Source organism: Variovorax sp. GW821-FHT10B04, from assembly GCF_059415645.1.
In genome coordinates this window covers 26,240-48,980 of sequence record NZ_JBWKNQ010000007.1, presented here as the reverse complement: position 1 = coordinate 48,980, position 22,741 = coordinate 26,240, and the positions used below count along the sequence as shown (strand labels likewise).

At 68.8% G+C, this 22,741-nt stretch carries 19 protein-coding genes and 1 tRNA gene; 12 read left to right on the top strand and 8 right to left on the bottom strand.

The features are described 5' to 3' along the window. Window positions 1-2: 2 nt before the first annotated feature. Window positions 3-917 carry a YicC/YloC family endoribonuclease gene (locus AC07PZ_RS18055; protein ID WP_495296506.1) on the bottom strand — a complete coding sequence of 305 codons (915 nt, stop codon included), beginning with the start codon at window positions 915-917 and terminating at the stop codon, window positions 3-5. A 90-nt stretch (window positions 918-1,007) separates the two neighbouring features. Here AC07PZ_RS18055 and AC07PZ_RS18050 point away from each other — a divergent pair, with 90 nt between their 5' ends. The 5 genes from AC07PZ_RS18050 to AC07PZ_RS18030 all read left to right on the top strand — a co-directional run bounded on the left by AC07PZ_RS18050 (window position 1,008) and on the right by AC07PZ_RS18030 (window position 4,994). Next, window positions 1,008-2,015, top strand: coding sequence for a serine/threonine protein kinase (locus AC07PZ_RS18050; RefSeq protein WP_495296505.1), 1,008 nt, complete (start codon window positions 1,008-1,010; stop codon window positions 2,013-2,015). Between the two features lie 214 nt (window positions 2,016-2,229). Then, window positions 2,230-2,958 carry a ribonuclease PH gene (gene rph, locus AC07PZ_RS18045; RefSeq protein ID WP_495296504.1) on the top strand — a complete coding sequence of 243 codons (729 nt, stop codon included), beginning with the start codon at window positions 2,230-2,232 and terminating at the stop codon, window positions 2,956-2,958. A gap of 4 nt (window positions 2,959-2,962) precedes the next feature. Further along, the gene (gene rdgB / locus AC07PZ_RS18040) at window positions 2,963-3,562 is read left to right on the top strand and encodes an RdgB/HAM1 family non-canonical purine NTP pyrophosphatase (protein WP_495296503.1); all 600 of its coding nucleotides are present in this window, start codon (window positions 2,963-2,965) and stop codon (window positions 3,560-3,562) included. 77 nt (window positions 3,563-3,639) lie between these two features. After that, window positions 3,640-4,815 (top strand): radical SAM family heme chaperone HemW, encoded by a 1,176-nt coding sequence (gene hemW, locus AC07PZ_RS18035; protein ID WP_495296797.1) that lies wholly within the window; start codon window positions 3,640-3,642, stop codon window positions 4,813-4,815. Between the two features lie 91 nt (window positions 4,816-4,906). Further along, a tRNA-Ser gene (locus AC07PZ_RS18030) sits at window positions 4,907-4,994 on the top strand. A 55-nt stretch (window positions 4,995-5,049) separates the two neighbouring features. Here AC07PZ_RS18030 and AC07PZ_RS18025 read toward each other — a convergent pair. The 5 genes from AC07PZ_RS18025 to AC07PZ_RS18005 all read right to left on the bottom strand — a co-directional run bounded on the left by AC07PZ_RS18025 (window position 5,050) and on the right by AC07PZ_RS18005 (window position 10,492). Continuing rightward, a complete protein-coding gene (locus AC07PZ_RS18025) occupies window positions 5,050-5,232 on the bottom strand; it encodes a hypothetical protein (RefSeq protein ID WP_495296502.1) in 183 nt (60 codons plus the stop codon). A 10-nt stretch (window positions 5,233-5,242) separates the two neighbouring features. Continuing rightward, the gene (locus AC07PZ_RS18020) at window positions 5,243-6,355 is read right to left on the bottom strand and encodes a PepSY-associated TM helix domain-containing protein (RefSeq protein WP_495296501.1); all 1,113 of its coding nucleotides are present in this window, start codon (window positions 6,353-6,355) and stop codon (window positions 5,243-5,245) included. A gap of 11 nt (window positions 6,356-6,366) precedes the next feature. Next, entirely contained in the window at window positions 6,367-8,817 is a 2,451-nt protein-coding gene (locus tag AC07PZ_RS18015; RefSeq protein ID WP_495296500.1) for a TonB-dependent siderophore receptor, read from the bottom strand. Window positions 8,818-8,951: 134 nt separating this feature from the next. Beyond that, on the bottom strand, window positions 8,952-9,980 hold the full coding sequence (locus AC07PZ_RS18010) for a FecR domain-containing protein (protein WP_495296499.1): 1,029 nt from the start codon (window positions 9,978-9,980) through the stop codon (window positions 8,952-8,954). Beyond that, window positions 9,977-10,492, bottom strand: coding sequence for a sigma-70 family RNA polymerase sigma factor (locus tag AC07PZ_RS18005; RefSeq protein ID WP_495296498.1), 516 nt, complete (start codon window positions 10,490-10,492; stop codon window positions 9,977-9,979). Before AC07PZ_RS18005 ends, AC07PZ_RS18010 begins: the two co-directional genes overlap by 4 nt. Window positions 10,493-10,719: 227 nt before the next feature. Between AC07PZ_RS18005 and AC07PZ_RS18000 the strand changes: the two genes are divergently transcribed. From AC07PZ_RS18000 to AC07PZ_RS17990, 3 genes are read left to right on the top strand one after another with little or no spacing between them, the layout of a single operon-like run. Next, window positions 10,720-11,031 (top strand): DUF3649 domain-containing protein, encoded by a 312-nt coding sequence (locus tag AC07PZ_RS18000; RefSeq protein ID WP_495296497.1) that lies wholly within the window; start codon window positions 10,720-10,722, stop codon window positions 11,029-11,031. 5 nt (window positions 11,032-11,036) lie between these two features. After that, the gene (locus tag AC07PZ_RS17995; RefSeq protein ID WP_495296496.1) at window positions 11,037-12,683 is read left to right on the top strand and encodes a PepSY-associated TM helix domain-containing protein; all 1,647 of its coding nucleotides are present in this window, start codon (window positions 11,037-11,039) and stop codon (window positions 12,681-12,683) included. Further along, entirely contained in the window at window positions 12,680-12,973 is a 294-nt protein-coding gene (locus tag AC07PZ_RS17990; RefSeq protein ID WP_495296495.1) for a DUF3325 domain-containing protein, read from the top strand. The genes AC07PZ_RS17995 and AC07PZ_RS17990 overlap by 4 nt, the downstream gene beginning before the upstream one ends. A gap of 3 nt (window positions 12,974-12,976) precedes the next feature. Here AC07PZ_RS17990 and AC07PZ_RS17985 read toward each other — a convergent pair whose 3' ends face one another. Continuing rightward, window positions 12,977-14,161: a serine hydrolase domain-containing protein gene (locus AC07PZ_RS17985; protein WP_495296494.1), complete on the bottom strand. Its 1,185-nt coding sequence runs from the start codon at window positions 14,159-14,161 to the stop codon at window positions 12,977-12,979. Between the two features lie 82 nt (window positions 14,162-14,243). Between AC07PZ_RS17985 and AC07PZ_RS17980 the strand changes: the two genes are divergently transcribed. Next, window positions 14,244-15,200 (top strand): AraC family transcriptional regulator, encoded by a 957-nt coding sequence (locus tag AC07PZ_RS17980; RefSeq protein WP_495296493.1) that lies wholly within the window; start codon window positions 14,244-14,246, stop codon window positions 15,198-15,200. 28 nt (window positions 15,201-15,228) lie between these two features. Here AC07PZ_RS17980 and AC07PZ_RS17975 read toward each other — a convergent pair whose 3' ends face one another. Beyond that, on the bottom strand, window positions 15,229-17,127 hold the full coding sequence (locus tag AC07PZ_RS17975; RefSeq protein WP_495296492.1) for a diguanylate cyclase domain-containing protein: 1,899 nt from the start codon (window positions 17,125-17,127) through the stop codon (window positions 15,229-15,231). Window positions 17,128-17,488: 361 nt separating this feature from the next. On the opposite strand from AC07PZ_RS17975, the gene AC07PZ_RS17970 reads away from it, so the two are divergent. The 3 genes from AC07PZ_RS17970 to AC07PZ_RS17960 are packed head-to-tail and all read left to right on the top strand — an operon-like array spanning window position 17,489 to window position 22,718. Further along, window positions 17,489-19,726: an ATP-binding protein gene (locus tag AC07PZ_RS17970; RefSeq protein ID WP_495296491.1), complete on the top strand. Its 2,238-nt coding sequence runs from the start codon at window positions 17,489-17,491 to the stop codon at window positions 19,724-19,726. 18 nt (window positions 19,727-19,744) lie between these two features. Next, entirely contained in the window at window positions 19,745-20,203 is a 459-nt protein-coding gene (locus tag AC07PZ_RS17965) for a response regulator (RefSeq protein WP_495296490.1), read from the top strand. Beyond that, window positions 20,196-22,718, top strand: coding sequence for a hybrid sensor histidine kinase/response regulator (locus AC07PZ_RS17960; RefSeq protein WP_495296489.1), 2,523 nt, complete (start codon window positions 20,196-20,198; stop codon window positions 22,716-22,718). The genes AC07PZ_RS17965 and AC07PZ_RS17960 overlap by 8 nt, the downstream gene beginning before the upstream one ends. Window positions 22,719-22,741: the final 23 nt, after the last annotated feature.

Here is a 22,741-nt window from a genome sequence, read left to right as displayed (position 1 = left end):
CTCTATTCGATGTTCTGGACCTGCTCGCGCATCTGTTCGATCAGCACTTTCATGTCGACGCCGATTCGCGTGAGTTCGAGCGCTGCCGACTTCGAGCCCAGCGTGTTCGCTTCGCGGTGCAGTTCCTGGATGAGGAAGTCGAGCCGTTTGCCGATCTCGCCGCCCTTCTTGACCAGGCGCCCGATCTCGTCGAGATGCGATCCGAGGCGCGTGAGTTCTTCCGCCACGTCGATGCGGATCGCGAATGCGGTCGCTTCGGTCAGGGCGCGGTCCTGCGCCGCCTCGGGCAGCGTGCCGCCGGTCAGTCCCATGGCTTCTTGCCAACGTTCCAGGAACCGCGTGCGCTGCTGTTCGACCAGTTGCGGCACCAAGGGCCCGGCCTGGGTCGCGAGCTTGTGCAATTGCGCGAGGTGGTCGTTGAGCATCGTCGCAAGACGGGCGCCTTCACGCTCTCGTGCCGCCATCAGGCTGGTGAGCGCTTTCTCCGTCACTTCGAGGAGGGCTCCGCTCCAGTCGCCGCGTGCCGTGGTGTCGCCGCCGGCCAACCGCAGTATGTCGGCGACGCTCAGCTCGCGTGCGCCGGGCAACCACGCGCAGATGCCGTCCTGCAGGCCGTTCAGGCGCTGCAGAAGCTTGGTCGAAGGTTCTGCGATGCCGGCCTGCGCCGTGCTTTCGATGGCCGCGCGGAGCTCGACCTTGCCGCGCTTGAGCTTGGCCGTGAGCAGCTCCCGCAGGGCGGGTTCATGCTGCCTGAGCTCTTCAGGCAGCTTGAACGTCAGGTCGAGAAACCGGCTGTTGACCGATCGGATTTCGATGCCGAGACGGGCCGTGGAGACTGGCCTGGACTCGGTGTCGGGGGGGCTTGCAACGGGGCCGTTTTGGCCGCTGGCATAGCCGGTCATGCTGTAAACTGGCATTTCGCCTCGCTGAGATGTGTTTGCATGCGCCGAGGCGACGGCGCTGCGTTCGCTTGCCGACCCATCGCCTTCGGGCGAAACTCCCTGATTATGTCAAAGGTCAAGCCGTCGCCCTTGCTGCCGGAAACGGTCATCGGCGGCTACCGTGTCGTGCGGCGGCTTTCGTCGGGTGGTTTCGGGGTGGTTTACCTGGCCATGGACCCGCATGATCAGCCGGTCGCCATCAAGGAATATCTTCCGGCATCGCTCGCTTCGCGCGAGCCGGGGCAACTGGCGCCACAGGTTGCATCCGAGAAGGTGTCGCTCTACCGACTCGGGCTGAAAAGCTTCTTCGAGGAAGGCCGATCGCTGGCCCAGATCTCGCACGCCTCGGTGGTCAGCGTGCTCAATTTCTTTCGCGAGAACGAAACCGTCTACATGGTGATGAACTACCTGGAAGGCGCCACGCTGCAGGACTTCATCGTGACTGCGCGCGACCTCAAGAGACCGAAGGTCCTGCGCGAGTCGACCATCCGGTCGCTGTTCGACGAGATCCTGCGCGGACTGCGCATCGTCCATCAGCACAAGATGCTGCACCTGGACATCAAGCCCGCCAACATCTTCGTGACCGACGACGACCGCGCGGTGCTCATTGACTTCGGCGCCGCGCGCGAGGTGCTGTCCAAGCAGGGCGACTTCGTGCGCCCGATGTACACGCCGGGTTTTGCTGCGCCGGAGATGTACCGGCGCGACTCCTCGATGGGCCCCTGGACCGACATCTACGCGATCGGCGCGTGCATCTATGCCTGCATGCTTGGCCATCCGGCCGCGGATGCGCCTCAGCGCCTCGACAAGGACCGGCTGGGCCTGTCGCTTTCACGGCTGCGCGGCGTTTACTCGGACGACATGATCGAGACGGTCGAATGGTGCATGGCGCTCGATCCGCTGGCGCGGCCGCAATCGGTCTTCGCGCTGCAGAAGGAGCTCGGTCGCGAGGGCGAGCGCCGCTACACCAAGCTGTCGGTCAGCGAAAAGGTGCGGCTGTCGATCGACAACATCCGGTCGAGCGAGCGCAAAGCCTTGCCGAAGACCGTCGTGCCGACCACGCGCGCGATCTGAGATCCGATGCAGTGGACAATGGCGATGCCGTCCCGACCAAGGTAATCCATGGAAGCGCCCTCGCTTTCATCATCCCGGCCAGAATCCGATCGACAGCGATCGCGCCGGTCTCGACGACAAGGCCTCCGCGTCGGCCGCCGAGGGCAGCGGTGCTGCTCGCGGAGCGGCTGAGCGCCGGGCCAGAATTCCTTCAACCGTTTTCCTCTCAACTTCCATGACAGCTTTCATCCGAAGCGGCGACCGTGCCGTCGACCAGTTGCGCACCGTGCGCATCACCCGCGGTTTCACCATCCACGCCGAAGGCTCCGTGCTCATCGAGTTCGGCCAGACGCGCGTGCTCTGCACCGCTTCTGTCGAAGAAAAGGTGCCTCCGCACAAGAAGGGCAGCGGCGAGGGCTGGGTCACGGCCGAATACGGCATGCTGCCGCGCGCCACGCACACCCGCAGCAGCCGTGAAGCGGCCAAGGGCAAGCAGACCGGCCGCACGCAAGAGATCCAGCGCCTGATCGGCCGCTCGATGCGCGCCGTGTTCGACCTGCAAGCGCTGGGCGAGCGCACCATCCACCTCGATTGCGACGTGCTGCAGGCCGACGGCGGCACGCGCACCGCGGCCATCACCGGCGCCTTCGTGGCGGCGCAGGACGCGGTCGACAAGCTGCTGGCCGCCGGAAAGATCGCCGCGTCGCCGATCCGCGGCCACGTTGCTGCGATCTCGGTCGGCATCGTGCAGGGTACGCCGCTGCTCGATCTCGAATACATCGAGGATTCGGCCTGCGACACGGACATGAACGTCGTGATGACCGGTGCCGGCCATTTCGTCGAGGTGCAAGGCACGGCCGAAGGCGCGGCGTTTTCGCGCGCCGAGATGGACGTGCTGCTCGGCCTGGCCGAGAAGGGCATCGGCGAACTCATCGCGCTGCAGACGCAGGCGCTGGCCGGGTGACGCCATGAAGCTCGTTCTCGCATCGAACAATGCCGGCAAGCTGGCCGAACTGCAGGTGCTCTTCGCGCCGCTCGGCGTCGATCTCGTGCGCCAGTTCGAGCTCGGCGTGGGCGAGGCCGAGGAGCCGTTCCGCACTTTCGTCGAGAACGCGCTGGCCAAGGCGCGCCACGCCGCCGCCGCCACCGGCCTGCCGGCCATCGCCGACGATGCCGGCCTGTGCGTCGATGCCTTCGGCGGCCTGCCCGGCGTCGACACGGCTTACTACGCGACGCAGTTCGGCTACCCGAAGGGCGACGCCAACAACGTGCGCGCGCTGCTCGAACAGATGGCGCAGGTCGACAACCGCCGCGCCGCGCTGGTCAGCACGCTGGTCGCCCTGCGCAGCGCGGACGATCCGGAGCCGCTCATCGCGGTCGGCCGCGCGGGCGGCGAGATCGCGCGGGAGCCGATCGGCGGCAACGGCTTCGGCTTCGATCCCGTGATGTTCCTGCCCCAGTTCGGCCAGACCTTCGCGCAACTGCCTGCCGACGTGAAGAACGCCAACAGCCACCGCGGCCAGGCGGCGCGCGCCATGCTGGCGCTCATGCGGGAACGCTGGCTGTGAGCGTGATCGTCCCGATCGTCAGTGCGGGCGAGGGCGAGAGCAGCGGTGCCGCGCACGCCAACGACGTGCTGCACCTGATGCGGCCGGGGCCACTGCAACTCAGCGCATTGCCTCCGCTGTCGCTCTATGTGCATCTGCCGTGGTGCCTGCGCAAGTGCCCATACTGCGACTTCAATTCGCACGAGTGGCGTGCCGGCGGCGACGCGCTGCCAGAGCAGCGCTACCTCGATGCGCTGGTCGCCGACCTCGACGCCGCGCTGCCGCTGATCTGGGGCCGCACCGTCCACACCATCTTCATCGGTGGCGGTACGCCGAGCCTGTTCTCGCCCGAGGCGATCGACCGTCTGCTGGGCGACCTGCGCGCGCGTCTCAAGCTCGCGCCGGACTGCGAGATTTCGCTCGAGGCCAATCCCGGCACTTTCGAGCGCGATCGCTTTCGCGCCTACCGCGCGGCGGGCGTCACGCGGCTGTCGGTCGGCGTGCAGAGCTTCAACGACACGCACCTGAAGGCGCTGGGCCGCGTGCACGATCGTGCCCAGGCCATCGCGGCCGTCGAGGAGGCCGCGAGCGCCTTCGACACCTTCAACATCGACCTGATGTACGCGCTGCCGGGCCAGACGCCGGCGCAGCTCGACGAGGACCTCGACCAGGCGCTGGCGTTGCAGCCGCCGCACCTGTCGGTCTATCACCTCACGATCGAGCCGAACACCTACTTCGCGAAGTTCCCGCCGGTGGTGCCCGAAGACGACACGGCCTACGCGATGCTGGACCGCCTGACCGAGCGCACCGCGTTGCAGGGCTTCGAGCGCTACGAAGTGTCGGCCTATGCGCGCGAGGGCCATCGCTGCGCGCACAACCAGAACTACTGGCAGTTCGGCGATTACCTCGGCATCGGTGCCGGCGCGCACAGCAAGCTGAGCTTCGCGCACCGCGTGGTGCGGCAGGTGCGCTTTCGCGATCCGGGCCGCTACATGGACAACGCCCTGGCCGGCGCAGCGGTATCGCAGAGCGACGAGGTACCGCTCGCCGATCTGCCGTTCGAGTTCATGCTGAACGCGCTGCGCCTCACCCAGGGTTTCTCGTTGGCACAGTTCGGCGAGCGCACGGGGCTGGCGATCACGTCGATCCAGCGTGGCCTGGATGAGGCCGAGCGCAAGGGCCTGCTGGCGCGCGATCTGCGCCACGTGTGGCCGACCGAGCGCGGGCTCGACTTCCTGAGCGATCTGCAGACGATCTTCCTGCCGGACGCGTAGGACGGGGCGTGGGGCGGGCGTCGCGGCGGGGCATCCGGCCAAGGCTAGAATCGCCAGCCTGCTTGCTGCAACGCAACGGTGAGCAGCTTCCGGAGATTTGGGTGAGTGGTTTAAACCAGCAGTCTTGAAAACTGCCGACGGGCAACCGTCCGTGAGTTCGAATCTCACAGTCTCCGCCAGTTGAACTTCGCCCCATCGAGCGTATGCGGCCACCTCGGGCCCCCGTTCACTCCCTCACCGGTCTGTCCGCCGACAAGCAAAAAAGACGACCACGGCGAGCGGTGTCGCCGTGGCCGCCCAGGCAAGCCACTGCCAGACACCGGTTCCCAGCAATGCCGACAGCAGGCCGAAGCACATCAGTGCCGCCAGAAGCAGCGGCATTCTCCAGACGTGAACCGGACGAATCGGATCGTTCACTGAAAAGTCCTCAAGACGTCGGCCGCCTGGCAAGCCACAGGTAGATGCCGCTGCCCAGCAGCACCAGCATCATCACGTCGAGGCCGGCCCAGATCATCTTCAGCGGCAAGCCGCCGTAGTCGCCGAAGTGCAGCGGCCTGGAGATCTGCAGTGCCGTCAGATACCACGGCGGCTGCGGCAGGCGCACCAGCGCACCGGTCCTGGCGTCGACCAGGGTCGGCGTGAACAGCCTCGACGTCAGTTGCGTCGTGCCGATGGCCCACACCAGGTAGTGGTGCGGGCTGCCCAGGTCGCCGTCCGGGTATCGCACGCTGCGGATACGCATGTCCGGCAAGGCGCGCGAGACCGCCATGACGGCCGCCTGCACCGAGCTCGTACGCTCCGGCATGGCCTGCCCCTTGTAGGGCTGCAGGGCCTCGGCCAGCGCCGCTTCGCGCCAGCGGTCGTAGAACGGATCGGCAACCTCGTTCATCGCGCCGGTCGCTCCGACCACGAGAACCCAGGCGAGCGTCGACATCCCCAGCAGGTTGTGAAGATCAAGCCAGCGGATGCGTGGCCCGCGCCTGCGCCGCAAGGTGCCGAATGCCAGCTTCTGCGTGTAGGGGCTGTAGAGCACCACGCCGGATACCGTCGCCAGCAAGAGCAGCAAGGCCATCGCGCCGAGGAACAGTTCGCCCGGCAGGCCGAGCAGCAGGTCCTTGTGCAGCCGCAGCAGCACGCCGGTGAGCGTCGGGCGGCCGGGCGTGGTCTGCGCGTTGGCGGGCAGCGGCCGGCCGGTGCGCGAATCGAACTTCAGCACCCGGTCGAACTTGCGCTCTGCCAGATAGGACGGCGCCAGCGCGATCCACACCTCGGGCCGATCGTCCTCCAGGCTGATCCAGCGAACCGTCTGCCCCGGAAACAGGCCGGCCGGGCTGCGCGCCGCATCGACCATCGCGTCCAGGTCGGCCACGGGCGCCGCGACGGGTTCCTCGACGGCTGCCGTACCGTTGAGCCAATGGGTGATCTCGTCGCCGAACACCAGGGGCAGGCCGGTCAGGCACAGGACGAAGAGGAACACGGTGCAGACCAGACTGCTCCACCGATGCAGCCACTGCCAGCGCCGAAAGCTCTGTGCCGACACGGCGCCGCCGCTCAGAAGTCGAAGGACGCGGACAGCTGGACGGTGCGCGGCGTGCTCTGCACCAGGTAGCTGTCGATGGCCGATGCCCAGTAGCTCTTGTTGGCAAGGTTCTGGATGTTCAGGCGGATGGTGGTCGGCGTGCCGCCCCAGTTGGTTCGGTAGCGCGCGCCGGCGTCGTAGCGCGTCCAGCCCGGAATCGCCTGCGCATTGGCGGTGTCGATGTATTGGGACGCGGTGTGGATGGAGCGGGCCGACAGCGTCAGGCCCGGTACCGCGGCGATATCCCATTCGACGCCGAGGTTCAACTGCACCTTGGGTGCGCCGGTGACCCACTTGTCGTCGTTGGTGCCGCCGGCGGTGTGGGTCTGCCGCGCGTTGGCCAGCGCCAGGCCGCCGAGCAGCCGCACGCCGCGCGCCACTTCGCCGAAGCTGTTGAGCTCGATGCCGCGGGTGCGCTGTTCGCCGTCGACCGAATAGACCAGCGTGGCGGGGTTGACGATGCCGTTGGGCGTCTTCAGCTGGTAGAAGCCGAGGGTGGTCGCGATGCCGTTGAAGTCGGTCTTGACGCCCGCCTCGTACTGCTTGGAGACATAGGGCGCGAAGACCTGGCCCACGTTGCTGGTGCCGGCCGTGGCGGTCGGGCCTTGCTGCAGGCCTTCGATGTAGTTGGCGTACAGCGACACGTTGTCGGTCGCCTTGAAGATCACGCCCGCGCCCGGCGTGGTGACCGAACGGTCGTAGCTGGCCGTGGTGGCGCCGGTGGCGGCGCTGAAGCTGGCCGAACGCACGTTCTGCCTGCGCAGGCCGAGGGTCAGCTGAACACGTTCGTCCAGCATCGACAGCGTGTCGGCGACGGCCACGCCGGAGTTGTCGGCCGAGCCGGTCTGCGGCACCGCATTCGGGCCCGGCAGGCCGGCGATGCTGGGTGCCGCGATGAACACCGGGTCGTAGATGTTGGTGCTGGTCAGCGCCAGGTTGCTCAGGGTGATGCCGTTGCGCACCCGCAGGGCCGACGTCGACACCGTCCAGCGGTGCTGCACCGGGCCGGTGTCGAAGCGCCCGCGGATGCCGGCCTCGGCCGTCGAGCTGTCGCGGTACAGCGGCCAGTAGACCTGGCTCTGGATCAGGTTGCCTTTGGCGGACTGCAACTGCGAGTTGGAAAACAGCTCGGCCTCGTCGAAGTGCGATGCGCCGACACCCGCGAAGACCGTGAGGTCGGGCGTGATGTCGTACTCGCCGTGCAGGGCCACGGTGCGCGAGCGGGTGTTGTCGTAGGACCAGCGCTGCTGCCAGTTCTGTCCCGACTTGGGCGGCGCAGGGATGGCGAAGCCCGACGCCACATAGATGGTGCGCGAGGGCGAGTCGGCATCGTTGCGGCGCATGCCGATGTCGGCCGACAGGCGAAGCTGGTCGCCGCGGTAGTCGAGCGCGAGCGCGCCCATCGCGGTTTCCTTCTTCTGCTGGTCGGTGGCGGTGTCGCCGTCGCTGTAGACGCCGTTGAAGCGAATGCCGAAGCGGTTGTCTTCGCCGAAGCGGCGACTGACGTCGGCCTGCACGCCGAGCTGCGAGTCCGACACATAGCCGGTGGTGATCCGGGTCAGCGGCACGTCGCTGGCGCGCTTGGGCACCTGGTTGATGCTGCCGCCCACGCCGCCGATCGGCCCCAGGCCGTTCAGCAGTGCGTTGGCGCCGGAGAGCAGTTCGAGCCGTTCGAGCGACTCGACGCCGGGCGACATCAGGCCGTAGAGGCCGCCGTAGGCCGCATCGAGCGCCTTGACCTTGTTGCCGCGCACCGCAAAGTCCGTCATGGCGTCGTTCCCCGGATAGATCGCGCGGAACGACGGGTTGTTGTCGGCCAGGTCGGCGATGGAGCGCGCCTGCTGGTCCTGGATGGTCTGTGCGGTGTAGGTGATGAGGTTGAACGGCGTGTCCATGAAGTCCCGGTTGCCCAGCAGGCCGACCCGCCCGCCGCGCGCCACCTGGCCGCCGGCATAGGGCTTGGGCAGGTCGTTGGGCAGCTCGGCGCTGGCGGTCACGGTGACCGACGCCAGGGTTGCCTCGGACGGCGGGCTGCCCGACGCGCCGGTGGCGCCGGCCTTGCGCAAGGTGTATTCGCCGGTGCCGTCGCGCAGGGCTTCGAGCCCCGTGCCGACGAGCAGCGCGCGCAGGGCCTCGGCCGCACCGATCCGGCCGCTGACGCCCGGGCTGCGCAGGCCGGCCGTCAGCTCGGCATTGACCGCGATCTGCAGGCCGGCCTGTCGTCCGAAGCGGCTCAGCGCCTGGTCGAGCGTGCCGGGCTGGATGTCGAAGCTGTAGACCTGCGCGCCGGCCGGCGTGCCGGCCTGGGCCCATGCGGACGGCGCGGACATGACGCCGCCTGCGCCGAGCGCCGCGCACAGCAGCGCGGAGGCCACCGGCGAGCGCCGGAACGTTGAAAGGGAGGGGTTGCGACGGGTCGCCATGCTGCGGATTCCTCTTGCGGTTGCTTGTGTGTTGGACAGAGGCTTGGCAAGCACGCAAAAGAATGGTCCCGCCTGGCTTCTGAACACAAAGCCGCACGAGACCGAAAAAACTGCCGATTTTTTTGAGGGCCGGCTCAGCGGGCCGCGACCGTGACCCAGAAGCGCGTCAGCCGGGTGACCCGAACCGGCAGCCGGCGCTCCAGCGAATCGAGGATCTGCTCGGTCGGGTCGCGCCCGTCGAGCGGCCACGCGCCGGTGATGCGCAGGCCGGCGACTTCGGGCGCGCAGCGCAGCCGGCCGGGGCGATAGCGGTCGAGTTCGGCGATGAAGCGCCCCAGGGGCATGCCTTCGGCGGTCAGGGTTCCTTCGGTCCAGGAGGCGTCGGCCTCCTGCAGCGCCTCGGGCGTGTCGATGCGGTCCGCGGTGAAGCGGGTCTGCCGGCCGGCCGGGATGCGCGTCGGCTGCAGGCTGTCGCCGCGCGCATGGCGGATGTCGACCGCACCCTCGCTGACGCCCAGCGCGGTGACGTCCCCGCCCTGCGCATCGCGGCGAACGGTGAAGCGCGTGCCGACGGGCGTGAGCGTGCCTTCCTGCGTGGCCACGACGAACGGCCGGCCCGCGGCGTCGTGCGCGGTGGCAATCATGATCTCGCCGCGGTGCAGGACCAGCCGACGCTCCCGTGCCGTGAAGCGGAGGTCGAGCGCGGTGCCGGTGTTCATCATCAGCGTGCTGCCGTCGGCGAGTTGCGCGGTACGGCGCTCGCCGGTGCCGGTGCGCATGTCGGCCAGCGTGCCGCCGATGCGGTCACCCAGCGAGAACGGGTCCTGCGCCAGGTACAGGGCGGTGCCGCCCGCGCCGACCCACACCAGCGTCTTGATGGCGCGGCGCCGTGCCGACAGCGCATCGGCGCGACGCAGGGTGGCGAGCGCCATTCCGGGCTCGACGGGCGCGGAACCGCCGTGCATCTGGTTGCCCATGGCCTGCAGGCGCTGCCAGGCGCGCGCATGGTCCGGATGCGCCGCGTGCCAGCGTGCGAACGCCGACGGGTCGTGCGACTCGCGCACGCCGGATGCGACCTGCACATACCAGGCGATGGCCTGCTGCACGATGTCGTCGGGCAACGCATCGCCCCGGTCCGGCGCGACGGCATGCTGCGTGCTCATCTTGCCGACGGCGGATACAGCGCCTTGTAGCACTGGGCCAGCGCGCGGGTCATGGCCTTCTGGACCACGTTGACGGTGATACCCAGCGCGTCGGCGATCTGCGGATAGGTCTGGCCGCCGAGTTGCGAGAGCAGGAAGACTTCCCGCGTCTGCGCGGGCAGGCCGTCGAGCAGGCGCGAGATCTCTTCCAGCGTTTCGAGGATCAGGCAGCGGTCCTCGGGCGACGGCGCCAGCGCTTCGGGCCGGGCGGCGAGCGTTTCGAGCCAGGCCTGTTCGAGCGCCTGGCGGCGCCAGTGGCTGGCCACCAGGGCGCCGGCAATGGTCGTCAGATAAGCGCGGGGCTCGCGGATGTCTTCCTGCGCGCGTTTGCCCAGCACCCGGATGAAGGTGTCCTGCGCCAGGTCGGCAGCATCGAAGGCATTGCCGAGCTTGCGGCGCAACCATGCCTGCAGCCAGCCGTGATGGGCAAGGTAGAGGGACTCGACGGAGGAGGGGGTAGCGAGATCGGGCACGCTGGCGGTGCTGCGGCACCTTGATTGTCGTTGGGCAATGCAAATGCGAATTTGTCGCAATTATTATTGTCGAAATTTGACGAAACCGGGGCGGTGGATCGCCGACACCGGACATCCCATGTCCGGCTTCTCCCGTCTGATGACCTGCCTATAATGAGACTGGTTCTCATTTGGACCGAAATCCTCTTCTCTTTTTTTCCCTGCCCCGCACCTTGCGCGGCGTTTCCATGTCAGTCCTGGACAGTTCCCCTCTTCACGCCCGCCTGCTGTCTCGGCTGTGCGCCGTCGGCCCCTTGCTCTCCCGTATCGTCGCCGCGCTGTTCGGCGGCTATGCGCTGGCCGCGCTGACCAGCGTCGCGACCCTGGCATTGCCGATGGCGCGCAGCGAGGCGGTGCTGACCGGCATGCTGTCGAGCTTCGCGGTGTATGCCGGCGCGGTGGTCTGGGTCTTTGCCGTGCGTTCCGCGCGGCGTGCCTGGGCCGGATTGCTGGTCGCGGCCCTGCCGCTGGCGCTGGCGGCATGGACGGTGTGGAAGTGACCGGCATGGCTGAATCGAACAAGGCCGGCGAGTCGCTGGACGCAGGCAGCCCGGCATCCGCCCCCAAGAAGACCGCCAAGCCAGCCAAGCCGCCCGGCATCCGCCAGACGATGTCTGACCTGCACATCTGGGTCGGCCTGCTGGGCGGGTGGATCCTCTACGCCATGTTCCTCACCGGCACGGTGAGCTACTTCAAGGAAGAGATCTCGCAGTGGATGCGGCCCGAGGTGCCTGCGCAGGCGCACCAGCCCGATGCCGCGGAACTCGCGCCTCGGCTGGTCGCGACCATGGCGCAGTTGGCGCCGCAGAGCCCGCAGTGGAGCATCGGCCTGCCGGACGATCGCAACAACACGGCCGATGCGTTCTGGCGCGCCGGCAAGCGCTTCGAAAGCGCGGTCTTCGACCCGGCGACCGCGCAGAAGATCAGCGTGCGCGATTCGAACGGGGGCGAGTTCTTCTACCGCTTCCATTTCCAGCTGCACTACCTGCCCGTGCTGTGGGGCCGCTGGGTGGCGGGGCTGTGCGCGATGTTCATGCTGGTCGCCATCGTCAGCGGCGTCATCACGCACAAGAAGATCTTCATCGACTTCTTCACCTTCCGCGGCGGCAAGGGCCAGCGCTCGTGGCTCGACGCGCACAACGCGCTCTCGGTGTTCGGGTTGCCCTTCCACCTGATGATCACCTACACCGGGCTGGTCACGCTGATGTTCATGTACGTGCCCTGGGGTGGCGACATGGCCTTCAAGGGCGCGCAGACGCGCCAGGCGATGCAGTCGGAACTCAGCGCCTTCGTGCCCGCAGGTCCGCCGAGCGGCGAGAAGGCGGCGCTGGCGCCGGTCGCCGACATGGTCCGGCAGGCGCAGGCGCGCTGGGGCCGCGACGGCGTCGGGCGCGTCACGGTCAACAACGGCGGTGACGCGGCCGCTCGCGTGGTCGTGGTGCGCAGCGACGGCGCGCGTGTCTCGACCAGTCCGCAGTACATGCTGTTCGACGGCCCGAGCGGCCGTCTGCTGCAGACCAAGGACAGCGTCGGTGCAGCCGCCGAGACGCGCGGCGTGATGTACGCGCTGCACCTGGGCCGCTTTGCAGACACCACGCTGCGCTGGCTCTACTTTCTGGTCAGCCTCGCCGGCACGGCCATGGTCGGCACCGGCCTGGTGATGTGGACCGTCAAGCGTCGCGCCAGGCTGCCGGACCCCGCGCGCCCGTACTTCGGGTTCCGGCTGGTCGAGCGGCTCAACATCGCCTCGATCGCCGGTCTTTCCGTCGCCATGGCCGTGTTCTTCTGGGGCAACCGGCTGCTGCCCGACGGGCTGGCGGCGCGCAAGGACTGGGAGATCAACGTGTTCTTCATCGCCTGGGGACTGACGCTCGCCCATGCGGTGCTGCGCCCTGCGAAGAAGGCCTGGGTCGAGCTGTTCTGGCTCGCCGCGGCGCTGTTCGTGCTGCTGCCGTTTCTCAACGCGGCCACCACCGGGCGCGGCCTGCTGCACAGCATCGTGCAGCGCGACTGGGTGTTCGCCGCGATCGATCTGAGCTTCGTGGCCTTTGCCGGCCTGCATGCGTTGCTGGCGGTTCGCACGCATCGCCATCAGCCCAAGGCCCGGCCTGCGCGCCGTGCCGCGCTGCGCACCGCGGAGGCGGCACCATGAGCCATTGGCCGATGCTTCTCCTGTGCGTCGCCGCCTTTGCCTGCCTGGCGCTTGCCATGGAGCGTCACCAGGAGGATCTGTGGGGCGAGTCGCTGGCGCCGGCCGTGACGCGGGTCCTGCGCCGGGCCGGCTGGACGCTGCTGGCCGCATCGCTCGCCTTCGCCCTCGTGCAGCCGATGTGGGCTGCCGGCCTGGTGGCCTGGTTCGGCTGGCTCAGTGCGGCGGCGGGCATCGTGTTCGCCGCGCTGCTTCTGGCGTCGCGCGTCCGCAGCCAGCGCGGCCGCGGCTGACGCTCACGCCGTCAGGCAGCGCCGCAATTCCTGAACGGCCCGCAGCGTGAGCTGCATCGCCACGGGATCGATCGGCAGGGCTTGCGACGACAGCTTGGCGACGACCAGGCGATTCGTGCGGTCGACGAACAGATGCTGGCCGTGGATGCCCATCGCGAAGAGTGTCTGCACGGCACCATCGATCGCATACCAGCCGCTGCGGTAGTGCATCGGCAGGCCCGCGAAGCCGGTGGCGAATTCCCCCTGATCCCAGGCTGCGCGATCGGCGTGCTGGCGGATGTCTTCGAGCCAGCTGGCCGGCACGACGTCGCGCGTACCGCACCGGCCGTCATCCGCCACCAGCTGGCCGACGCGCGCCAGGTCGCGCACCGTGGCGCAGAAGCCGCCCGTGCAGCGCGGCGCGCCGCGGCTGTCGACCGTGATGAAGGCGCCGTCTTCGGCTCCCATCGGTTGCCAGAGCAGTTCGCTCGCGAGGGCTGCGAAAGGCCGCCCGGTCACGCGCTCGATCAGCAGGCCGAGCAGGTCGGTGTTCGCCGACACATAGCGGAACGGGCCGCCATGCGCGCCGTGGGTCGCCGTTCCCTCGCGGAAGAAGCTGGCGAGGTCGCTCGGCGTGCCGTGGGGCGAATTGGGTTCCCAACTGGTTGCGGCGCGATAGGCGTCCAGTGCGGGGCCTTCGATGCCGACGCCGGTGCGCATGTCCAGGAGCTGCCGCAGCGTTGCGTCACCGAATGCCGTGGCCGCCAGCTCGGGCGCGACCGTGCCGACCGTGACGTCGACGTCCAGTTCGCCATGGCCTGCCAGGACGCCCACGACCAGCCCGACCACGGACTTGGTGGCGGACATCAGGATGTGTGGCGCGTGAGGCGTGAGACCGCCGTCGTAGCGCTCGCACACGACGTGGCCGTCGTGCAGCACGACGAAGCCGTCGGTGCAGGTGGCGCGCAGGAACTGGTCGAGGTCGAGCGTGCCGCCGTCGCGCGTGCGCAGCTGGAAGCCATCGAGCGGCGTGGTGCGATCGGGCAGCGGTTGCACGCGGCCGGGCGCGTTAGGGATGTCGGCGCAAGGCACCAGCGCGCGCAGGTTGCGGAAGGCCCAGGTGCTGTGCGGACGTTCGCGCCAGTTGGACAGGTCGGCCTGGGGAAGGGCAGCAGTGGCGTCGGAGGCGGGCGAAGAAGTGTCGGTCATGGTCCGGATGGCGTGTGGTTGTGCGTGATGCCCGAAGTCTAGGGAGCCGAGGCAGGATGATCTATGCTGAAGAAGCTCAATCTTGTTCGAGATCGTCCGCATGGATCCGCTGACCCAGACACTTGCATTGCTCCACCCCCGAGGCCTCGCCTGGAAGCTCGCCGAATGCGCAGGTGACTGGGCCATTCGCTTCCCGGCCAATGACGGCGTGGTGTTCTGCCTGGTGGCCAGCGGCGGCTGCGGGCTTCAGGTGCCGGGGCACGACGAGCGTCGGCTTGGCGAAGGCGACTTCTTGCTGCTCACCGGGCCGCCCGTCTGGACGCTGTCCGACGGCCAGCCGGTCGCGCCGATCGACCTGCCGACCTCGGCCCGGCGCAGCGGCTCGGAGGGCATCGTGCGGCGCATCGGCACCGCGGGTGCCGGTTCGGTCACGCGCCTGCTGGGCGGCTACTTCAGCTTCGGCGATGCCAATGCAGGTCTGCTGCGGCCATTGCTGCCTTCGGTCGTCCAGGTGCATTCACCGGAAGCGACGGCGGGCCGGCTGCGCGCCGTGCTCGACCTGATCGGCGACGAGGTGGCATCCGAGCGCGCCGGCCGCACGCTGATGCTCGATCGGCTGCTCGAAATCATGCTGGTCGAGGCGATCCGGCATGGCGCCCTGGCGGCCGACGCGGCCGATGCGGGCCTGCTGGCCGGCCTTGCCGATCCGCAGGTCGCGCCGGCATTGCGCGCCATGCACGCCGACGTGCAACGGGCCTGGACGGTGGCGCAGCTTGCCGAGATGGCGGGGAGTTCGCGCTCGGTGTTCGCGGAACGCTTCCGAAGCGTCGTCGGTCTTGCGCCGATCGACTATCTGCTGCAGTGGCGCATGGCGCTCGCCAAGGACGCGCTGCGCGCCGGACGTGCCCGGCTGTCGGAGATCGCCTTCGCGTGCGGCTACCAGTCGACCAGCGCCTTCAGCACGGCGTTCAGCCGGATCGTCGGCCGGCCTCCGGCGCGTTATGCGGCCGAGATGGCCGCCGAGCCGCCCGCCCGCTGACGGACGTCGCCGGCCGCCGATGGCCCGCTCAGCGCAGCAGCCGCGCCGGTTCGGACTGCGGCATGCCGGCGTCGTCCAGGTCGTCGGCAAAGGTGTAGGCCGGGCCCGAGCGCTGCTGCTTGCTGTGGTACATCGCGTAGTCGGCCGCGCGCAGCAGGCTGGCGAGCGTGTTGCCGTCGTTCGGATAACGGGCGATGCCCAGGCTCATGCCCACCGTGACGCTGCGACCTTCGTAGTCGACCGGCAGCGTGCTCACCTCGATCATGCGGGTCGCCATCGCGGCGAGCGTTTCGCGCGTCGGGCTGCCCATCACCAGCACCGCGAACTCGTCGCCGCCGAGCCGCGCCACCACGTCGGCCGCGCGCACCTGCTGGCGCAGCCGCTGCGCCATCGCGATCAGCACCGCATCGCCGGCCGCGTGGCCGTGCGCGTCGTTCACGCCCTTGAAGCCGTCGAGGTCGAGCAGCATCAGCGCGAAGGGCTGCTCCTTGCGCAGCCATTCCTCGCCGCGGCTCTGCAGGCCGGCGCGGCTGGTGGCACCGGTCAACGCGTCGGTGCCGAGCGCCTCGACCAGTTGCTGCGTGCGCGCGGTCAGCGCCTGTTCCGAGCGCAGGACCAGCCGCAGCCGCGATGCCATCGCCACCGCGAACACGATCAGCTCGGCCACCAGCGCCGCTTGCGACACGTTCATCTGGTTCGGCGCCCAGGCGATCCAGCCCCAGCTCGCCACCACGATCGCGCCGACGCCTGCCAGCAGCATCGCGACGCCGAAGAAATAGAGCACGGCCGGCCAGTAGCGCCGCCGCACGGCGACCAGCGCGCCGATCACCAGCACCACGGTCGACGCCACCACCGATATCTGAACGAGGCGGAAGGTCCACAGCGGGTACGCGCCCCAGTTGGCATACGGAATGGCCAATGCGAGCGTGAGCGTGAAGGCCTGCACCAGCCGGTCGAGGCGCGGCGCGAAGTGGCGCAGCCGGAGCAGGCGGCGCCCGAACTGCAGCTTGCAGATCGCCCAGAGCGCCGGCCCGGCCGTGTAGGCCACGCCGGCGGCTTCGGGCCAGTGGGCGAAGGGGTAGCGCAGCGCATGGCCGTTGATGCTGGCCAGTGCGAGCAGCCCGCACACGCACGACAGCATGTAGTACGCATACAGCGCTTCGCCGAACACCAGCAGCAGCACGAGGCCATAGACCGTCAGGCCGAGCAGCACGCCGTAGCTCAGGCCGTCGAACATGCGCTTGTCCTGGGTCGATTCCAGGTAGTCCGCCGGCTTCCAGATCGACACGTCGTAGATCCGGGCAAAGGTGGATTCCACGCGGAAGTACGCGGTGTAGGTGCGCGCGTCCGGCAGCCGGAAGATCCAGGCCATCTGTTCCGACGCGGCGGGCCGCGTGGCCCACGGATGGCGCATGCCGGTGACCACCGGCGGCGCCACCGCATGGCCGTCCGCGTCGAACGGGCCGTAGAGCTGCAGGTCGTGCGTCGACACCGTGGGCACCAGCATCAGCCATTCGTGCGGTGCGTCGGCGGGGTCCGCCAACTGCAGCTGCAGCTTGAACCACAGCACGCGATCGGACTCCTTGCCGACCAGCGGGTTGTCCGGAAACGCGAAGCGCGCCTGGTTCTCGGGCGCGCGCACCTGGTCGATCGTCAGCTTGCGCGTCGTGTCCTCGAAGAACTGCAGGTGCCGGACGGCCGCCAGCCCGCCGGGCAGGTGCGAAACGCGCAGCGGCTCGGTGCGCGGATCGGCCTGCTCGGCCTGCTGCGCATCGGCCATGATCGGCAGCAACATGCTCAGCAAGCCCAGCCAGGCCGCGAGCAACAGCCGCCATGCCGGTCCGGCCGACGGATGGCGGAGCAGGGGTGCCCGGGCGCGGCGCGTTGCAGCAGGGCTGCCGGCGCAGTTCAGAAAGCGGTACATCATCCGGATGTGCGGCAGGTGACGTGGTCTCGAAAGGCAGGGATTGTCGTCGTTGCGCGGATCGGCTTCGAAAGCTCTGAAATCGGTCCGATGGCGCAGCCCGCCGCGATTCTCGCGGAGCGCCCGATCTGCCCTGCACGACGCATCCGCCGTCCGCGATGTCCTACCGACGAACCGGCGCGCATCGACGGTGAGGATGCGGCGGCGTCATGCCGTGATGTAGGACGACGCCCACAAATGCCTCTCCGGGGCGCTGGCATCATCGGCCACAGCGTCGGTGATCGCTTTCCGTGTTTTTGGGGCGGCGTGCACGGCGCAAAGCCTTCGCCTCTTTCGTCCCGCTCATCTTCCCTTTGCCGTAACCGTGCCTGTGTCGTCCGCATCGCCTGATGCGCCTCTCCCGCCCAAGGATGCCCTGGCCGACCTGTCGGCCTGTGATCTCGAGCCCATTCGCGTGCCGGGCGCCATCCAGCCGCATGGCCGGATGCTGGTGCTGAACGCGGCCAGCCTGGCGCTCGAAGCCTGCAGCGACAACTGGCCCGATGACCTGCTCGGTGCTGCCGTCGATTGGCTGCCGCGCGCGGCGCTGGCCGGGCTGGTGCCGGGCGCGCCGGCCGTGTCGCTCGGCGCGGCGCGGATCTCGGCGCACGCGTTCGACGTGTCGGCGCACCGGCAGCAGGATCACGTGCTGGTCGAGTTCGAGCCGGCGCTGCCCTCGGCCGGCAATGAAGCACCGATCTACACGCTCACCCGCGTCTTCCTGCCCCGGCTCCAGGCGGCGGCGTCCATGGCCGAGCTCACGGCCCTGACTGCCACCGAGATGCGGCGCCTGACCGGTTTCGGCCGCTGCCTGATCTACCGTTTCGACGACGAAGGCCACGGCGAAGTGCTCGCCGAAGAGCGCGAGCCCGACTACGACAGCTACGCCGGCCACCACTTTCCGGCGGCCGACATCCCGCAGCAGGCCCGCGAGCTCTACCTGCTCAACCAGTTCCGCCTGATTCCCGACGCCACCTACACGCCGGTGCGCCTGCGCGCGATGGAAGGCCGTGCGCCCGTCGCTCCGGTCGACATGTCGCAGGCGCTGCTGCGCAGCGTGTCGTCGGTGCACCTGGAATACATGCGCAACATGGGCACGCTGGCGTCCATGTCCGTGTCGATCGTGGTCAACGGCCGGCTCTGGGGCCTGATTTCCTGCCACGACCACGCGCCGCGCTTCCTGTCGCTGCCGACGCGGCTCGCCTGCGAGCATCTCGGCCAGTTGCTGGCGCTGCAGATCCAGTCGAAGGAGGCCAGCCGCGGGGTGGCCGAGCGGCTCGAACTGCGCCAGCTCACGCTGGAGATCGTGGCGCACCTGGCCGACAGCGACGGTACGCTGCAACGGCTCATCACCGAGCCGTCGCTGCTGCTGCGCGTGGCGCGGGCCACCGGCGCCGCGGTCGTGCTCGACGACCAGGTCTGGACCGTGGGCGACACGCCGCCGGACGACGATGTCCAGGCGCTGTCGCAGTGGATCGTCGGACTGGGCGTCCAGGTCTACCAGAGCGACTCGCTGGCGCGGCATTTCCAAGGCGCCTCGGCGCAGGCCGGCACCGCCGCCGGGGTGCTGGCCGTGTCGATCTCGCAGGTCCACCGGCATCTGATCCTCTGGTTCCGGCCCGAGATCGTCCGCACCGTGACCTGGGCCGGCAACCCACAGAAACCGCGCATGCAGGACGACGGGCGCATCCATCCCCGGCACAGCTTTGCGAGCTGGGCCGAAGAGATCCGCGGCCGCTCGAACCCGTGGTCGCCGGCCGAGGTCGGCGCGGCGGGCGAACTGCGCCAGGCGCTGATCGGCATCGTGCTGCGGCGCGCCGAGGAGCTGGCCGAGGTCGCCACCGAACTCGGCCGCGTGAACAAGGAACTGGAAGCCTTCTCGTACACCGTGTCGCACGACCTGCGTGCGCCGATGCGGCACATCGCCGGCTATGTGGACCTGGTCGTCGACACCGAAGGCAAGCTGCTGTCGGAGCGCGCGCATCGCTACCTCACGCACGTGAAGGAGGCTGCGGCCTTCGCCGGCCAACTGGTCGACGCGCTGCTCGACTTCTCGCGCATGGGACGCTCGGCGCTCAAGCGGCGCGGTGTCGACACGGCCGGGCTGGTCGAGGCACTGGTGCGCGAGATCGCACGTCAGGAACCGACGCGCGAGATCGCCTGGACGATCGAGCCCGGCCTGCCGGTGCTCTTCGCCGATCCGCTGCTGCTGCAGGTCGCGGTGCGCAACCTGCTGGGCAATGCCGTGAAGTACTCGCGCGGCCGCACACCCGTGCGCATCGCCGTGCGGGCCGTGCGTCGCCCGGAAGGCGATGGCCTGGAGGTGCAGGACAACGGCGTCGGTTTCCAGATGAAATATGCGGACAAGCTTTTCGGCGTTTTCCAGCGCCTGCACCAGGCTGAAGAATTCGAAGGTACAGGCATTGGCCTGGCCAACGTGAAGAGGATCGTCGAGCGCCATGGAGGAACCGTGTGGGCTCAAGGCGAATTGAACCAGGGTGCGAGCTTCGGCTTCATCCTTCCGAGGGCGGTGGCCGAAGCACCGCCGCCCGCGGCGACCTGAACGACGGAACAGAAGAACATGCTCAAGCCCATCCTGCTGGTCGAAGACGACAAACGCGATCTCGAACTCACCCTGATCGCACTGGAGCGCAGCCAACTCGCCAACGAGGTGGTGGTGCTGCGCGATGGCGCGCAGGCGCTCGAATACCTGCAGCGCGAAGGCGATCACGCCGAGCGTGCCGAAGGCAATCCGGCGGTGATCCTGCTCGACCTGAAGCTGCCCAAGGTCACCGGCCTCGAAGTGCTCGAAGCCGTGCGTGCCAATGTGGCGTTGCGCAGCATCCCGGTCGTCATGCTCACGTCGTCCCAGGAAGAGTCGGACGTGCTGAAGAGCTACGAGCTGGGCGTCAACGCCTACGTGGTCAAGCCGGTTGAGTTCAACCAGTTCGTCTCGGCGATCGCCGAGCTGGGCGTGTTCTGGGCCGTGCTCAACGAGCCGCCGCCGGGTTCGCTCAAGGCATCCCGGCGGCATGACTAGAGAGCCGGTGGCGGCGCCGCAGCGCGCGCTGAAGGTCCTCCTGCTGGAGGACTCGCGCTTCGACGCGGAACTGCTGCAGATGGCTTTGGCCGCCTCGTATCCCCAGGCCGTGTGCGAGTGGGTGCGCGACGAACAGCGCTTCGTCGACGCGCTGGCGCAAGGCGGCTTCGATCTCGTTCTGTCCGACCACGAGCTGCCGGGCTTCTCGGGCCCGCTCGCGCTGGACATCACGCGCCGCATGGCGCCCGACCTGCCTTTCATCTTCGTTTCCGGCGTGATCGGCGAGGACAACGCGGTCGAACTGCTCAAGCGCGGTGCCACCGACTACGTGAGCAAGGGCCGGCTCGAACGCCTGCCCGTGGTACTGGAGCGCGCGCTGCGTGAAATCGACGCCCGCGTCGCGCGGGAGCGCGCCGAGCATCGGCTGCGCGACGCGGACACGCGCTACGGGCGCGTCGAGTCGCGCCGTGTCGCGCTCGTCGAACTGGGCGACCGCATCCGGGACCTGGACGAACCCGGCGACCTGGCCTATGCGGCGGCGGAGATCCTCGGGCGCGAGCTGAACGTCGACCGTGCGGGCTACGGCATGGTCGACAAGGTGGCTGAGACCATCACGATCGAGCGCGACTGGACCGCGCCGGGCGTGGCCAGCCTGGCCGGCATGCTTCATTTTCGCGACTACGGTTCCTACATCGAGGAGCTGCGGCGCGGCATCACGGTGAGCTTCGCCGATGCACGCACCGACCCGCGCACGCGCGAAAGCGCGGACGCGCTGATCGCCATCACCGCGCGCGCCGTCGTCAACATGCCGCTCGCGGAAAAGGGCGGCCTGGTCGGCCTGCTGTACCTCAACCACGGCAGCGTGCGCGAATGGTCGCTGGAGGAGCTGGCCTTCGTCCGTGAGGTCGGCGAGCGCATCCAGGCCGCCATCGCACGGCGCGAGGCGCAGATCGAACTGCAGGCGCTCGCGGCGTCGCTGGAGCGCCAGGTCGAAGAGCGCACCTATGAGCGCGACCGCACCTGGACGCTGAGCCAGGACCTGCTCGGTGTCGCGAACGACCGCGGCTATTTCGAGAGCTTGAATCCCGCCTGGGAAAGCGTGCTCGGCTGGAGCCGTGAGGAGATCCGCGCCACGCCCTTCCTCAATTTCGTGCATCCGGCCGATCTCGCGGCCACCGAGGCCGAGGTGTCGCGGCTGATGAACGGCGAGCGCACCAAAGGCTTCGAGAACCGATACCGAACCAAGCTCGGCGTCTATCGCTGGTTGTCCTGGACCGTGGTGCCGGACCGCGGGTTGCTCTATGCGGCCGCGCGCGACATCACCGAGCAGAAGGAACGCGCCGCCGAACTCGAAACGGCCCGCGAGCAGTTGCGGCAGAGCCAGAAGCTGGAAGCCGTCGGCCAGCTCACCGGTGGCGTGGCGCACGACTTCAACAACCTGCTGCAGGTGATCTCGGGCAACCTGCATCTGCTGGCGCGCAGCTGCGGCGACGACGCGCGCCAGCAGAAGCGTGTGGCCGCTGCGCTGGCCGCGGTGCAGAAGGGCGCGCAGCTGTCGAGCCAGTTGCTCGCCTTCAGCCGGCGCCAGGCACTCGCGCCCAAGCCGATCGACGTCGGCGAGCTGTGCCAAGGCATGGAAGAACTGCTGCGCCGCACGATCGGCGAACAGGTCGAGGTGCGCATCGCGCGGCCCGACGATCTCTGGACGGCCTACGTCGACCCGGCGCAATTCGAGAACGCGGTCCTCAACCTCGCCATCAATTCGCGCGACGCGATGAAGGGCGGCGGGCGCCTGGCGATCGACGTCGAGAACCGCACGCTGGACCACGCCGACGCCGTGCTCGGCCGCGGCAAGGCCGGCAGCGAGTACGTGATGATCGCGGTGAGCGATACCGGCAGCGGCATGCCGCCCGAGGTGCTCAAGCAGGTGTTCGAGCCCTTCTTCACGACCAAGCCGGTGGGCAGCGGCACCGGGCTCGGGCTGTCGATGGTGTACGGCTTCGTCAAGCAGTCGGGTGGTCACATCGACATCGACAGCGAAGTCGATCGCGGCACCACCGTCAAGATCTTCCTGCCACGCAGCGCGCGCGAGGCCGAGCCGGTGGCCGACGTGCCGGCCGAGGTCGTGCAGGGCGGCACCGAGACCGTGCTGGTGGTGGAGGACAACGCCGCCGTGCGCATCACCGTGGTCGAGATGCTCGCCGAGCTCGGCTACCGCACGCTCGAGGCCGAGGATGCGGCGACCGCACTGTCGATCCTGCAGCGCGGCGCGGCCGTCGACCTGCTCTTCACCGACGTCGTGATGCCGGGCAAGCTCAAGAGCATCGAGCTGGCCGAGCTGGCACGGCACACGCATCCGCGGATCGGCATCCTGTTCACCTCGGGCTACACGCGCGACCTGGTGGTGCAGGGCGCGCTGCTGGAGGCGCGCGCCGAACTGCTGACCAAGCCGTATGCGCGCGATACGCTGGCGCGCAAGATCCGGTCCGCGCTGAGCGCGCAGGAAAGCGCCTGACGCCGTGCACCCGCCGCGGCGCG

Excerpts from the sequence above, each read along its gene's own strand:
- AC07PZ_RS18015 (WP_495296500.1), bottom strand. The coding sequence starts at position 8,817 with ATGGCGACCCGTCGCAACCCCTCCCTTTCAACGTTCCGGCGCTCGCCG.
- AC07PZ_RS18000 (WP_495296497.1), top strand. The coding sequence starts at position 10,720 with ATGTCAGTCCTGGACAGTTCCCCTCTTCACGCCCGCCTGCTGTCTCGG.
- AC07PZ_RS17990 (WP_495296495.1), top strand. The coding sequence starts at position 12,680 with ATGAGCCATTGGCCGATGCTTCTCCTGTGCGTCGCCGCCTTTGCCTGC.
- AC07PZ_RS18050 (WP_495296505.1), top strand. The coding sequence starts at position 1,008 with ATGTCAAAGGTCAAGCCGTCGCCCTTGCTGCCGGAAACGGTCATCGGC.
- AC07PZ_RS17995 (WP_495296496.1), top strand. The coding sequence starts at position 11,037 with ATGGCTGAATCGAACAAGGCCGGCGAGTCGCTGGACGCAGGCAGCCCG.
- rdgB (WP_495296503.1), top strand. The coding sequence starts at position 2,963 with ATGAAGCTCGTTCTCGCATCGAACAATGCCGGCAAGCTGGCCGAACTG.
- rph (WP_495296504.1), top strand. The coding sequence starts at position 2,230 with ATGACAGCTTTCATCCGAAGCGGCGACCGTGCCGTCGACCAGTTGCGC.
- AC07PZ_RS17975 (WP_495296492.1), bottom strand. The coding sequence starts at position 17,127 with ATGATGTACCGCTTTCTGAACTGCGCCGGCAGCCCTGCTGCAACGCGC.
- AC07PZ_RS17985 (WP_495296494.1), bottom strand. The coding sequence starts at position 14,161 with ATGACCGACACTTCTTCGCCCGCCTCCGACGCCACTGCTGCCCTTCCC.
- AC07PZ_RS18010 (WP_495296499.1), bottom strand. The coding sequence starts at position 9,980 with ATGAGCACGCAGCATGCCGTCGCGCCGGACCGGGGCGATGCGTTGCCC.
- AC07PZ_RS18055 (WP_495296506.1), bottom strand. The coding sequence starts at position 917 with ATGCCAGTTTACAGCATGACCGGCTATGCCAGCGGCCAAAACGGCCCC.
- hemW (WP_495296797.1), top strand. The coding sequence starts at position 3,640 with ATGCGGCCGGGGCCACTGCAACTCAGCGCATTGCCTCCGCTGTCGCTC.
- AC07PZ_RS17960 (WP_495296489.1), top strand. The coding sequence starts at position 20,196 with ATGACTAGAGAGCCGGTGGCGGCGCCGCAGCGCGCGCTGAAGGTCCTC.
- AC07PZ_RS17965 (WP_495296490.1), top strand. The coding sequence starts at position 19,745 with ATGCTCAAGCCCATCCTGCTGGTCGAAGACGACAAACGCGATCTCGAA.